The organism is Tunturiibacter gelidiferens, from assembly GCF_013410115.1.
Lineage (GTDB): Bacteria > Acidobacteriota > Terriglobia > Terriglobales > Acidobacteriaceae > Edaphobacter > Edaphobacter gelidiferens.
In genome coordinates, this window is sequence record NZ_JACCCV010000003.1 from 35,948 (window position 1) to 48,449 (window position 12,502).

Consider the following 12,502-nt stretch of genomic DNA (forward strand, 5'->3'; position numbering starts at 1 on the left):
CGACGAACTACGACTTCAATCTTGATACAAACCTGGAGTACACAGATGAGCGAGCACGCCCACGTAGATGGGGTTTATCCCTTCCCGGCTGTGATGCAGACGCGGACGATCGAAACCAATGGAACATCCATCCATGTGCGGGTCGGCGGTCATGGTCCGGCAGTGGTCATGCTGCACGGCTTCGGCACAACGGGCGACATGTGGGGTCATCTGGCGAGCGCACTTATCGAAGACCACATGGTTGTCGCGCCCGACCTGCGTGGGTTGGGCCTCTCGTCGAAGCCTGATGGCGGCTACGACAAGAAGAATCAGGCGGCGGACGTGGTGGGCGTCCTGGACGCCCTGGGTGTGCGTACGGCCGAATTGGTGACGCACGACATTGGCATCATGGTCGGCTTCGCAGTTGCCGCCACCCACCCCGAGCGCGTGAGCCGATGGGTGGCGATCGATGCGCCGCTGCCTGGCGTCGGACCCTGGGATCAGATCACACAGGATCCGGCCATGTGGCACTTTGGCTTCGGCGGTCCGGACATGGAGCGTTTGGTCGCAGGCCGCGAGCGTATCTATCTCGACCGCTTCTGGAACGAACTTTCCCTGGACCAGAAGCGGTTTGATGAAGCGAAGCGCCAGCACTATGCGGCGCTCTATGCGCAACCCGGCGCAATGCGAGCGGGCTTTGCCCAGTTCCTGGCGTTCAGACAGGATGCCGCCGACAACAGGACGATCCTTGCGCAGGGCAAGCTTCAGATGCCGGTCTTAGCCTTCGGTGGCGAAGCTACATTCGGCCCTATGATCGGCGCGATGATGCGGTGTGTCGCCGATAACGTCGAAGATGTGATCATCCCGGATTGCGGGCACTGGATCACGGAAGAGCAGCCGCAGGCGACGACAGATCTGGTCGTCGACTTCCTCCATCGCCGTTCGTGAGTTAGCTAGCTTTACGTAGTGCGGCACCTCGCGCGGGCGGTGATTGCGGCAAGAGCGTGACAAACGATGACTTCAATCTTGATGCAACGAAGGAGAAAAACATGACATTCTCGCAAACATACCGAACTGCTTTGATTGCCATTGCGGGATCCCTACTGACAGCGGTGTTTCACACGGAAGCGGTCGCTCAGACGAACTCCGCTCGAGGGGTTAGAAACATTATTATTGTTCACGGTGCATGGGCCGATGGATCAAGCTGGTCCAAAGTGATTCCACTGCTTCAAGCCAAAGGCTTGCATGTGGTCGCCGTGCAGAACCCATTGACCTCGCTGGCTGATGACGTTGCCGCCACTAAGCGCGCCATCGCGTTGCAGGATGGCCCTGTACTTCTCGTGGGCCATTCCTATGGGGGAGTGGTTATCACGGAGGCAGGAAACGATCCAAAGGTAGTCGGTTTGGTTTATGTGGCAGCGCTCGCGCCGTCGGATGGTGAGTCCGTTGCTTCGGTCACCAAACCGTTTCCGCCGGCTCCGTTGGGCGGCGAAGTCCGGGCGGATGCTGAAGGTTTTCTGACGGTGACCCCAAAGGGAATCGCTGAAGACTTCGCCCAGGATCTGCCAGACAAGGAGAAGCAGTTGTTGACGGCGACACAGGGCCCAACAGCAGCAGCAGTTTTTGGGGCTACGATCACGACCGCCGCGTGGAGGACCAAGCCATCCTGGTGCGTGATAGCAAGTAACGATCGCGCTGTTTCTCCGGAGCTAGAGAAGGCCGAAGCGGCGGCAATGAAGGCTACATCGATCACTGTTCCCTCCAGTCACGTGCCAATGCTCTCTCAACCGAAAGCAGTCGCAGACGTAATCGAGCAAGCTGCAGCGAAAGCCGGGAGCCTATGATCCCCGGTTCATGAAGACGCAGAAATGAGTACTACCACTCGCGGAGCACTGGCGGTTCGAGGTCGTCAAGGAGACAAGATCATATGAGTAAAAGACTCGCACTACTGGCAATTCGACTGTTGGTGTCGGTGAACCTTCTGTATGCCGCCATCTTTGCCAAGTTTGCAGGGGTGCCACAGTCGGTGGCCCTGTTCACGCAGATGTCGCAAGCGGTCCACGGGTTGATATCTCAGCCGATATTTCGGCTGGGATCTGGGGTGTTCGAAACCTTGGTGGCGGTTCTATTCCTGATTCCGAAGACAGCCAGAATGGGGGCGAGATTGGTCATTTTGTGGATGACCGCCATTATTCTCAGTCACATTTTCGTGTTGGGATATGGTTGGTTCTTTGCCGATGCTCTCGTGTTGACGCTGCTGGCTGTCAGCTATCTCTTGCTGACACGCAAGCACTCCCAATGGGGCGAACCCGAAAGTGAAGAGACGACGGCCGCATTACAAACGAGCAAAAAATAGACTTCGAATTAGGGAAATCTGGTTTTGATTACGGAAGTAGATTCACAAAGAACACAGGATGAGCTCCCGGAGAATGTGACATTCGGTGCTCCTGCTTCAACTGATGAAGTCCTAGTTGCGGCGGCAAAGTTAGGGGATCACCAAGCGTTTTTGGAACTATGGGCCCGGCACACGAGTAGAGTCTTCAAGACGACCTATCGGATTACTGGAAACCGAGAAGATGCAGAAGACGCGATTCAGGATGCGTGGATGAAAGCCTATCAGCATTTGAACACCTTCGATGGCAGGGCACAATTCACGACTTGGCTCACGCGCATTGCGATCAATTCGTCGCTAATGATTCTTCGGAGGAAACGTGCCCGGCCTGAGACTTCTATGGATATCGGCGACGGTGATACCTCGCAATGGGAGATTGCAGATCAAACGAAGAGTGTGGAAGAGCTTTATACAGGGCAAGAAAGAGTTGAGCGGCTAAAGAGAACAATTTGCCGTCTACAGCCGACTCTGCGAGATGTCGTTGAGATTCATCAATCTGAGGATTGTTCGATAAAGGAAGTCGCCGAACTGACAGGCATTTCTGTTGCCGCAACTAAGTCTCGTTTGTTACGCGCCAGAACGATTTTGCGCAGATTGCTTGTCTAAACGCAGTTGGAACACATGTATGGACATACTTATCGTGGACGCCCCACTCCAGTATCCAGTGATCCGTGCCCGTTCGGGATGTCAGCTGTTGCCGTCAGGCAATGCAGTCATCGGCAAACTCAGACCACCCGCCGCGCACCTCTAAAACGAAGCTCTTCCACATTGAGTTCTCCGATCTCCATATCTCGAAAGAGGACTCTATAAGACCCTGGTGTGATCAACTCAAACGCCAACTCTTCGAAGCGGAATACCTCGCTGATGAAGATTCTGTGTTTGTGCCAGCTGATGTCGCCGCTATTGTTCACCCGTCGCAGAAGGAGACCCTTCGGGTAGGTGAACTCCGGCAACTTGCGTGGCAGTCGAACTGAGCTGGGGTGGTAGAGACTCGCTGGGACCTGGTTGTTCAGGCCCTCATGCGGGCGCTCGTTGTTGAACACATATCGAAAACTATCGAAGCGGCTCTGCTGTGCGCGAAGGGATGCCGCAGGTGGTTTCGTAGTGTCCTCCTTCAGCGTGCGATGCATCCGCTCATGGCGACCGTTTTGTTGCGGTCGGCCTGCCTGAATGCGCTCATGCACGATCCCGAGCTTCATCCAGCCGAGCGAGAGCTTAGACAGCCCTAATAGCCCTGTGCCCGCAAACGGTGCGCCGTTGTCTGTCCTGATCCGTGCTGGCACTCCGTACTCCCGCATGGCCGCTTCGCAGATTGCTCGGAATTGGCTGAGGTCCATACGCGAGACGATCTGGCAACGAATCAAATAACGGCTATGCGCGTCGGTGATCGTGAACGGATCGCAGCGCTTGCCGTCACCGGTGACGAAGTAGCCCTTAAAATCCATGCACCACAGCTGATTCGGACCCGTGACCATAGAGAACGGCTCTGAGCATGGCGTAGTGCGTTTTCTCTTCCTCTGCGGACTAGTTAAGCCCGCACGGCTCAGGATGTTGCCAAAAGTACTAGCTGCAGGCCACACCATGTCTGGCTGTAGCATCTCCAGCCTTGCTTTGAGCTTCCGCGCGCCCCAGGACGGATGCTTGGCCCGAAGCGCAAAGATCGCGTTTTCGACCGGCTCTAGCGTCGCGTGGGAACAACCATGCGGGCGGCGGCTGCGATCTACGAGTCCTTCCGGCCCCGTCTCGTTGTAGCGGTTGATCCAACGGTAGCCCGTTGGGCGGGAGATCCCGTACTCACGGCACAGGTCCGCTACTGACATCTCCTCTTTCTGATAACTCGATAAAAACTGAAGACGTTGATCCATGATCCGACTCTCTTTCCAGGGCATACAACATCGTCGTGCGTAGCCCAAAGCTGAGGAATTGTCGCCGTCGCGCTCCGCTGTAAACCATGTCTCCGGTCTGTTTTGTAACGGAAGTGCTAAGTACGCTCAGGAGCTTCGCTCCCCGCGCGTGCAAGGGGTTTCCCGCAGTCTTCCGCGCTGCGCTTGTGCAGACCTTCGCTGCGCTTGCCCTTGCGTCTCCGCCTTCAGCTCCGCCGACAAGGATGGGTGATTCCCCTCCCCTTGCGCTTGCTACCCACACCCGGATGGCCGGGGCCAAGGCGTGTCTGTGAGAACAGCCACAGCCAAACCATTCAAAAGCCAAGGAGCAACGAACATGAGCAACGACAAAGCACAGGAACTCACCGCAAGGATCAACGAATCCATCACCGCACTATGCGCCGAGACCGACGCCGCGAAGCAGTCAGAAACTTATCTCGCATGGCTTTCCACCGTGAGCCGCTTTTATAAATATTCGTTTGGCAATTGCCTTCTCATCTGGACGCAAGCGCCAGAGGCAACCCGAGTTGCCGGGTTCAACACTTGGAAATCATTGGGCCGATTTGTGAAGAAGGGCGAGACCGGCATCCGCATCCTTGCTCCCATCGTTCGTAAGGTGGACGAGGAGAAAGACGGCACCACGGAGAAGGTGGCCCGGCCCTTTGGTTTCCGTTCTGTGTCGGTCTTCGCTCAGGAACAGACGGACGGCCAACCGCTCCCCGAGCTGAACACCAACGCCACAGAAGGAGGCGAAACCCTTCTCCCGCTGTTGGAGAAGGCAGCGACCCAGCTCAACATCACGCTCGTTTACAAGGCTATCGCCGGTAACGCAGAAGGCTATAGCAAAGGCGGTCTGATCGAGATCGAGGAGACGTTAGACACCCCCGCACGTTGCGGAGTAATCGCCCATGAAATCGGCCACGAATTGATGCACCGAACCAACCGAGAAGGAACCACACGCCAGCAGAGAGAGCTTGAGGCCGAGTCCGTATCCTATGCCGTCCTCGCTCACTTCGGTATCCACTCCGAAAGCCGCTTCTATCTTGCAACTTATGACGTAACCGCCGAGATGCTGACCGCTTCTCTTCAGACAATCGGCAATGCCGCGAAGAAGATTATCAGCCTGATTGAGAACTCAGGCGAACACATCGAGGATGGCGAGGGCGAACAGTCCCCTGCCCGCTTGCCATCCCCGCCTAGACGCGCTCCCTGCCCGCGAGCAAACGCGGCGACCCTTCCCACTAGTGGAAAGGGTCGCCCAAATCTCTTTTTCCGGGGCCGTTCCCTCCCCGGCACCCCTCCCGAAGTGAAATACATTTGAAGGGTGACGTTGATGGACAAGACCGAATCCACAGTTCGCAACATCCTCACAGCAGTAGAAGCGCCGCTCTACGATATCGGCGTCCTGAGCGATCGGGGAATGCTTCCCGGTCTCGACAGCATCCCCGCCGCGGCGGTGCTCGACCGGCTTTCGCTACTCAAGTATCGCAACGTTCGCGGCTCCCATATCTATATCCGTCCTTCAGGTGAGCATCGTTTCACCGTACTTGACGACCTCAACGAGGCCACGCTCGCGCGGCTCGCGGCGGATGGCTTCAATCCTTGCGCCGTCGTTGAGACAAGCGCCGGCAACTTCCAAGCCTGGCTGAAGCACCCCGCTGCGTTTCCAAAGCTCATCGGAACTTTCGCCGCACAGACGCTTGCCGGTCGCTACGATGCCGATCCGAGCGCGGCGGACTGGAGGCGGTTCGGGCGACTCCCAGGCTTCACAAATTGCAAACCCAAATACCGCAAGCGCGATGGTCTTTTCCCTTTCGTTCGGCTCAATAGTAATAGCGGCGAACAGTATCCGATGGCAGAGGTCTTTGTGCAGGAAATCACGAAGCTCTATGAAGAGCGAGAACAGGAGCGAGAGGAACGACTCATAAAAGCGTCTCTGTCTCCCCACCGGGGACCGAGGTTATCGAATCTGTCTCTCGAACGCTTCCGTACCTCCGCCAAGTACCAGGACCGGCCCGCCGCCGCAGACATAGCCTTCTGTGTCGCCGCTTATGCCAATGGCATGACCGAAGACCGTATCGAACGCGCCCTTGAAGACGACTATCTATCGCGCGATCCCCGCACTTCAAAGCGAGCTGCCTACATCCGGAGAACTATGGAGAAGGCGAGGAGATGGGCCGAGCGATAGCATCCTTGCTTCAAGTCCCGTTGTCGTTCTTCCCTGTTGTATTGTGATTGACTCTTCGAGTTTCTGAGCTGGCTTTTGCAACTAACGTCATGAGGGAAGGCCGTTGAATAAGGTGGCTCCCTTCCGGTTTGCCTTTCTATCTGCGTTCAGCGTGCCGCGCTCAAAGCACCCCCGCCCTTCGGACGCACGCTCTCCTTCCCAAAATCCGCTACGCGCCTCTGCAAGGTGCGGACTCCTTACCCCAGGCAAGCTGTGGTCCCCTTCCGCAGATTCCGTCCAGTCGCCGAGGGAGTGGGTCGCGACGGCACACCCGTTGGGCAAGCATGTACCGCAGACAGCGGACAACCCAAAAGAAACGGAGCCAAACACCCATGTTCAACAAAGTCATTCTCATCGGCCGCCTCGGACAGAACGCAGAAGCCAAAACCGCTCAGAACAACAAAGAGTACGTCATCCTCAACATCGCAACCCAGGAGAGCTGGAAGAACGACAAAGGCGACTACGAAACCCGCACCGAATGGCACCGCGTCTATGCCTGGAGGAATCTCTCGAAGTTCGCCAAGACTCTCCAGAAGGGGCAGCTCATCACTCTTGAAGGCACCTTGCGGTATCGCGAGATCGAGGATGAGATTGAGGGCACCACGTTCAAGCACCGGATCGCGGAGATCCACGCCATCAGCATGAAGCGACTCTCGAAGATCGAGACCGCTGATGATCCAGCAGACGGAGCCGGCGACGAGTAATCGCCGGCTTTCAGGTGGATGAGACAGAAAAAGTCTTATCCACCATTTGTTGTCAACATAGAGGCTGTCAGTGAGATCGAGTAGACTCAGATCGTCTCAGTGTCAGCGTTGCTGGTTTTGCACCATTACATCAACCGAGAATCATTCCTGGCGGCATCGGCGTTTGCCGTTACTGAGATTCTTCTACCTCTCAGTTTGATTATGTTCTCCTGAACAAGTACAGACCTCCAAACTCAGATTCAGTCATTTCTTCGTTGCGGCAACTCCTTTACAGTAGGTCTATCGCATTCTGAGGAACGTCAATGGATCGAATCGAGACACAATCCACTTCGAGAAAGACCGCAACTACTTCAGATATCGTCCTTCGGGAAGGACCGCAAGCGAGACTCCTCTTTCGCCCTGAGATCGTAGACAACACTGGCAAACCGGAAGCAGCTGTACGAGGCCGGTTCCTTTACCAGAAGAAAAAGCGTAGTGATCAATGGATCGAGTTCGAACGATTGCCCCTCACCTCAGTCAAGGTCGATGAAGGTTATCAGCTCGAAATCAATTCGAGCGAACTGTACACACTGCTGATCAATCTACGTAAGCTATATCAACTCGCGAACGCTTATGGTGTCCCTCAGGGCAAGAAGAGTTTTCTTGAGGTAAGCGGAGCACTGGCCGACCTCTTGGCGCTTGCTGGTCCAGAGCTTCAGGAGTTTTTTACCTCGAATAGTGAAGATGCGATTAGACTCTTCAGACTGCTGTTGAACTGGATCTATAAGCGGCCAAGCATCGAGGTATTCGAAGGAGTGTCGGAGCTGCTGGAATTGAACACGGTTGTGGGTTTGGCAAACCTGAAGGCCTTCCTCAAGGAATGGAAGGCAAATAGTGACGTGAGCAAGGAAGAGTTCTGGCAAGCTCTTTTCGCAAAGAATACGTTTGTGCTCTCGCAGCTTTTTGCCTACCCGGTGATCCTCATCAAGGACAAAGCCTACCTTGGAGGAAAGGACCTGACGAATACAGGCGGTCAGATTGTTGATTTTTTGTGCAAACTAGAATCCACCGGCGCTGCCGCTCTGGTCGAAATAAAAACACCTATGACCCCGCTCCTCGGCTCGGCGTATCGAGGCGTCTACCCCATCTCCAATGACTTAGCAGGGGCCATCTCACAAGCCCTTAAATATCGGAGTTCCCTGATGGAGAACATCCAGAATCTTCAGCGAGGAGAGCCCACCGTTATAGCTTCCGAGCCGTATTGCGTAGTCGTTGCGGGCGACTGCGCCGAACTCAATTCGTCAGAAAAGAAGGCCTCTTTTGAGAGGTTTCGCGAACGATTAAATGGTGTTCGGATATTGACTTTTGATGAGGTCTATAAGCGTATAGAGGGATTGCTCGCGATCTTTACAGACTCCTCCGGGATCAGTCCTCAGAAGTCGACTTTGTGTATGGAATCCGACGACTTGGGTTAGGGCATTGGCCGCTGTCGCAATCGGCGTATATAAGGACTACTCAGTTTGGCGTAGGTCTACTTCGATAGCAGTGGCGCACGTCAGCTAAACTGACACAGGTAGAGTTGAGGTTATATGAGTTCAGAAGCAACCGCGAAAGCGATCCAGACAGAGCTGATCCGGATCGAAGCTTTCCGAGGCCTCCTTTTCGCGCGTCACCGTGAGGTGCTTTCCTCTTCGCCCCCCGGCGAGAAACTTCTCCTTTTGCTAGCTACGTCGCTCAAGCTGCGAAAGCAGGCTCGCGCTTGCCTCCTGCTAGCGCAAGAGTTCATGGTTGAAGAAATTCTGGTGACAACGCGGACGATGGCTGAGGTGATCGTAAATGCTGCGTATCTGCAGTTTGCAGATGGTGCGGAGCTGACGCGGTTTCATCAATTCGATGCTCAAAGCCTCTACAAGCATTCTGAAAAGCTCAGACCGATCACATCGCGTGAGCTGACTGCCGAACAAGAAGCAGAGTTGCAGCGTTTTGTAGCTGAGGCCGAGAGCCTGACACAACTGACCGACAAGTCGCGGTCTTGGAGTCGCGCACACCCAGCCCTGATCTCCAGAGCCGAGTGCGTCGAAGAGAAAATGGCAGATAGTTTCATGCCCGCTCTAGTATTGACGGCATATAACTGGGCGCATCGCGCAGTGCACGGAACGGGCGACGCCGTAAGGCCATTTTACGGAGCTTTGGGGAGCGGAGACGTTCCTTTGTCAGCCGAACGTCTGGAAGAAATTCGCATGACACTGTCCTTTGTTACATTCTGTCTTGAGACCTATTCGTTTTTCTTTGATCGCTTCCTGCATCAAGGTCAACAAGCAGAAATCGTCGCGATCAGCAGGCAAACCGCACCTTAAGGTCGGGCGCTCCCGAGGTGCAGATCAGTACCGCATAGTCTTAGTGCAAGTCGGCATTGCATCAGGAATCCGCAACGCGGCGGCAAAACTGATGACAGGATGCTGGCGCGTTTCACGGGACTAATGTTGAGTTCGGTGAACATTGGTCGCTGAGCGCAATGGCCTGAAGTCACCAGTCCAGAACAAACCGGCTGAGTAAGCGGCCACCTGCCGTCATCCGGCCTTATTTCCGAACGCAGTGGTATGGGCTTTACCCTGACCGATGGACCTGATAGGTGTCACCTGCAGTTGTGGTGCGCAAGAGGTAGATTAGCAACCGCCCTAGCTCTCTAGATACCTGCTGAGAGCCGTCAACTTGGAGCCTCCCAACATACAACTCTTCCGCAGGAAAGTGAGATCTTCTGGTTGAAAAACGCCTGAGGTCGCAAGTGGGGACGCGTTGATGAACCACGTCACTAGTCGGAATGGTATTGCCACGAGCGCGTGCTCAGGGTCAGCTAAGTAAATTCCGCTTATATCGTTTTCGTAAGCGCTGAGAAGCCGTCCGACCTTCTCCAAATCAAATTGCTTCAAAATGTCCGGGAATTCTGGGTCCGAAAAGCGTGGCGCACGATACTGCCAGGCTTCACGTTGTTCCATAAGCCACTCGATGGGGTCGCTGCCGTCGACTTCAAGGCTTGCCATAAACGCTGGATAGTGACGGCGAAAACGTGCCGAAACCAACTTGTGGGTGCTTGGGATTTTTGATATAGACGCTATCTCCCCTGCAGCGATTCTCAACTCGAACTGCGTATGACCATTGCCCGCTTCTTTGGGAACGTGGAAAATGACTCGTGGCTCCGCACATAATGCCGCGCGAGCAATGTAAAACGCTGAGTAATACATCTCAGTGATTGCCCAGCCTGCCTGTCGCTTGTCGAGCGCAGCTAAGCCCGCCAGAAACGAAACCAGGCCATTGTAGGCGTATTTAAAGCTGTCTTCACGCGCAGCCAAGTGTAGGACGGCTTGATCCGCTGATGTGATTGTATAGGTCTCGAAGAAGAGCTTCCCCTGTGTTCCCAGCGGAACAAGTCCTAATAGGTAGTTCCCGCTCCTGCTCACGACGGAACCGCTCATACTTTGATCTTGCGTCCCTTCTGGTCATTTGGATCAAACATGTCGTCGAGAGCATTAGCTACGAAGCTGAACGCGCGGCGCCCCTGCAATCCCTCAATAGATTCGCGCCGGATAAGGCTTCCAGGCGACATCTTCACAACAGCGGCAATTGCCGCCGCGGTGAAGTCTCCGGTGAGATTGCAATGAACTACGAGCTTGTTCTTTACAAACTCGAGAGCGCCAACGAATCCGGCCGCCATTCGAAATACATTCGACGAGGACTCCCACTCCGCTCCATAAGCGTCTCTTAATACTGAGAAGAAGTTGACTAGAAATTGGGACTGCATACTCAACTCGGTTAGTCCAACCTGCTCGAAGACACCTTTCTCTTCCACGAGCGGTTTCAAGGCTGAAACAATCGTAGAAAGCGCGAGGCCCTTTTTGCCTTTTGGCGCCCCAGGAAAGTTGACATATGCAAGAAATGGAGAGTCTTGACGTTCGTTGAGTTCAGAAGCAAGATCCCCCGCGCGTAGCGCGGCGGGATCAACGATGTAGTCGCTCGCTACTTTGTAAAGATCGAATACCAAGCTCCGGTGGACAGGTTTTTGCTCAGTGTTGATTGACAGGAAGATGTCTGCGCATTCTTTGGTGCTCAAGCCCGAAAACAGGGTGACAGGAATCTCCAAATTCGCAAGTGATTTTTTCTTCTCGATCGCCGCTGCGAGACCGAGAACGCGATGTTGACCATCGATAATTTGAGCGGCTCGGGGACTCCGTTGTAAGACTAGCTTTCCGCCGCGGACGCGAGGGGCAGTGCCCGGGTCGAACCAGTTGAGAACGAGGGACACAGGAAAACTTCCGCCCGATAAAAGAAAGTCTCGAATCCCATTGATTCTCGAAGGGTTAAGAAGTCTCTGTACCGCTCCCTTCTCTTCGTCTTGACCCCGCCTCGCCACATAAGAAACTCTTACGATATCCGAGGCGGCCAAAGACGTAACGAAGAAGGATGTTGAATGCTGCTTAGCCGTCGTAAACGGCACCACTATTTCAGACGACACTTTCTGCACCTCGCATTCGCACTGCCTGCATAGCAAGAAGTTTAGCTTATGGGAGGTTCGTGCCGATGACGACCGCGTCCTCCTCTGCTGATCCCAACGCGGGCCTTTCTTAAGGCAGTAGATGGTTAGCCCCTCGATATCTTCCTTGACGTTAAATCGCCAACCGGCTCCCCGACACCGGATTAGTACCGATATAGTCGGCTTGTGGTGAGTAACTGTCGCTCATCGATCGCGAGTTTTGCGCAAGGCGTGAGGACATCCCGCTTCATCCGCGGCTCTACACCAGTCCGACCTTCTCGGAACCTGCACCTGGTCATCGACACACTGGAGAAATTCTTGAGAGTATCCGGCATCAAACTCCACAGAGAGAGGAAGTAGCTCCCTGCAAAAGTGGTCGAAAGGTAGCCGAATTCAAATGAGAATGGACGAGACTCCAGTAAGGTCTCGTCCTCTTGATTTTGAGGCATGTTGGTCACAGCGCCACTCTCGATCAACCTGTTACAAAAGCGTGGCCTCTTGGATCACCATACTTCCAAAGAACACTCTTGTAGACGCCGAGAGATACTGTGCATATACTTCAACTTCATTATTGAAGTGAGTTTTGAGGTGCCGTCTTGATCAAGACATCGTCAGTCGGAACTGCGGCACTCTTCCTCCTGCTCGTGTCACATGTCACCGTGGCTCAGGCTCCCAAACCGGCCGACTCTTCGGCATGGGGAATGCTGCAGTCCTCTCTCGTTGATTACTTGTCGCAGCAAAACGCGGCTTTCGCGACGCGCTACCTCGTTCAAATACCAGAAGTAGCCATATCAGCCAACTGGGATAAGC

General features: G+C 54.6%; 12 protein-coding genes. 9 read left to right on the forward strand and 3 right to left on the reverse strand.

All coding sequences use genetic code 11. The features are described from left to right. The first annotated feature begins 45 nt into the window (after window positions 1-45). From HDF12_RS21525 to HDF12_RS21540, 4 genes are all read left to right on the forward strand, one after another. Window positions 46-927 carry an alpha/beta fold hydrolase gene (locus HDF12_RS21525; protein ID WP_179587226.1) on the forward strand — a complete coding sequence of 294 codons (882 nt, stop codon included), beginning with the start codon at window positions 46-48 and terminating at the stop codon, window positions 925-927. Window positions 928-1,028: 101 nt separating this feature from the next. Next, window positions 1,029-1,823: an alpha/beta hydrolase gene (locus tag HDF12_RS21530; RefSeq protein ID WP_179587228.1), complete on the forward strand. Its 795-nt coding sequence runs from the start codon at window positions 1,029-1,031 to the stop codon at window positions 1,821-1,823. A gap of 83 nt (window positions 1,824-1,906) precedes the next feature. After that, window positions 1,907-2,335: a hypothetical protein gene (locus HDF12_RS21535; RefSeq protein WP_179587229.1), complete on the forward strand. Its 429-nt coding sequence runs from the start codon at window positions 1,907-1,909 to the stop codon at window positions 2,333-2,335. 24 nt (window positions 2,336-2,359) lie between these two features. Next, the gene (locus HDF12_RS21540; protein WP_257025843.1) at window positions 2,360-2,977 is read left to right on the forward strand and encodes an RNA polymerase sigma factor; all 618 of its coding nucleotides are present in this window, start codon (window positions 2,360-2,362) and stop codon (window positions 2,975-2,977) included. A gap of 119 nt (window positions 2,978-3,096) precedes the next feature. On the opposite strand, the gene HDF12_RS21545 is transcribed toward HDF12_RS21540, so the two are convergent. Beyond that, a complete protein-coding gene (locus HDF12_RS21545) occupies window positions 3,097-4,260 on the reverse strand; it encodes an IS481 family transposase (RefSeq protein WP_179587231.1) in 1,164 nt (387 codons plus the stop codon). A 331-nt stretch (window positions 4,261-4,591) separates the two neighbouring features. On the opposite strand from HDF12_RS21545, the gene HDF12_RS21550 reads away from it, so the two are divergent. The 5 genes from HDF12_RS21550 (at window position 4,592) to HDF12_RS21570 (ending at window position 9,521) form a co-directional block, all read left to right on the forward strand. Beyond that, entirely contained in the window at window positions 4,592-5,575 is a 984-nt protein-coding gene (locus HDF12_RS21550) for an ArdC-like ssDNA-binding domain-containing protein (RefSeq protein WP_179587233.1), read from the forward strand. Between the two features lie 12 nt (window positions 5,576-5,587). Continuing rightward, window positions 5,588-6,442: a RepB family DNA primase gene (locus HDF12_RS21555; protein ID WP_179587235.1), complete on the forward strand. Its 855-nt coding sequence runs from the start codon at window positions 5,588-5,590 to the stop codon at window positions 6,440-6,442. 371 nt (window positions 6,443-6,813) lie between these two features. Further along, window positions 6,814-7,185 (forward strand): single-stranded DNA-binding protein, encoded by a 372-nt coding sequence (locus HDF12_RS21560; RefSeq protein ID WP_179587237.1) that lies wholly within the window; start codon window positions 6,814-6,816, stop codon window positions 7,183-7,185. A gap of 302 nt (window positions 7,186-7,487) precedes the next feature. After that, a complete protein-coding gene (locus HDF12_RS21565) occupies window positions 7,488-8,639 on the forward strand; it encodes a Shedu immune nuclease family protein (protein WP_373563998.1) in 1,152 nt (383 codons plus the stop codon). Window positions 8,640-8,753: 114 nt separating this feature from the next. Beyond that, window positions 8,754-9,521 (forward strand): DUF5677 domain-containing protein, encoded by a 768-nt coding sequence (locus tag HDF12_RS21570; RefSeq protein WP_179587240.1) that lies wholly within the window; start codon window positions 8,754-8,756, stop codon window positions 9,519-9,521. Between the two features lie 321 nt (window positions 9,522-9,842). Here the strand turns inward: HDF12_RS21570 and HDF12_RS21575 are convergent, their stop codons facing one another. After that, window positions 9,843-10,637 carry a hypothetical protein gene (locus HDF12_RS21575; protein WP_179587242.1) on the reverse strand — a complete coding sequence of 265 codons (795 nt, stop codon included), beginning with the start codon at window positions 10,635-10,637 and terminating at the stop codon, window positions 9,843-9,845. Next, window positions 10,634-11,674, reverse strand: coding sequence for a DGQHR domain-containing protein (locus HDF12_RS21580; RefSeq protein ID WP_179587244.1), 1,041 nt, complete (start codon window positions 11,672-11,674; stop codon window positions 10,634-10,636). The genes HDF12_RS21575 and HDF12_RS21580 overlap by 4 nt, the downstream gene beginning before the upstream one ends. Window positions 11,675-12,502 lie beyond the last annotated feature (828 nt).

Bases quoted from the DNA above. Each gene is read 5' to 3' on its own strand.
- HDF12_RS21525 (WP_179587226.1), top strand. From the start codon at position 46: ATGAGCGAGCACGCCCACGTAGATGGGGTTTATCCCTTCCCGGCTGTG.
- HDF12_RS21530 (WP_179587228.1), top strand. From the start codon at position 1,029: ATGACATTCTCGCAAACATACCGAACTGCTTTGATTGCCATTGCGGGA.
- HDF12_RS21535 (WP_179587229.1), top strand. From the start codon at position 1,907: ATGAGTAAAAGACTCGCACTACTGGCAATTCGACTGTTGGTGTCGGTG.
- HDF12_RS21545 (WP_179587231.1), bottom strand. From the start codon at position 4,260: ATGCCCTGGAAAGAGAGTCGGATCATGGATCAACGTCTTCAGTTTTTA.
- HDF12_RS21550 (WP_179587233.1), top strand. From the start codon at position 4,592: ATGAGCAACGACAAAGCACAGGAACTCACCGCAAGGATCAACGAATCC.
- HDF12_RS21555 (WP_179587235.1), top strand. From the start codon at position 5,588: ATGGACAAGACCGAATCCACAGTTCGCAACATCCTCACAGCAGTAGAA.
- HDF12_RS21560 (WP_179587237.1), top strand. From the start codon at position 6,814: ATGTTCAACAAAGTCATTCTCATCGGCCGCCTCGGACAGAACGCAGAA.
- HDF12_RS21565 (WP_373563998.1), top strand. From the start codon at position 7,488: ATGGATCGAATCGAGACACAATCCACTTCGAGAAAGACCGCAACTACT.
- HDF12_RS21570 (WP_179587240.1), top strand. From the start codon at position 8,754: ATGAGTTCAGAAGCAACCGCGAAAGCGATCCAGACAGAGCTGATCCGG.
- HDF12_RS21575 (WP_179587242.1), bottom strand. From the start codon at position 10,637: ATGAGCGGTTCCGTCGTGAGCAGGAGCGGGAACTACCTATTAGGACTT.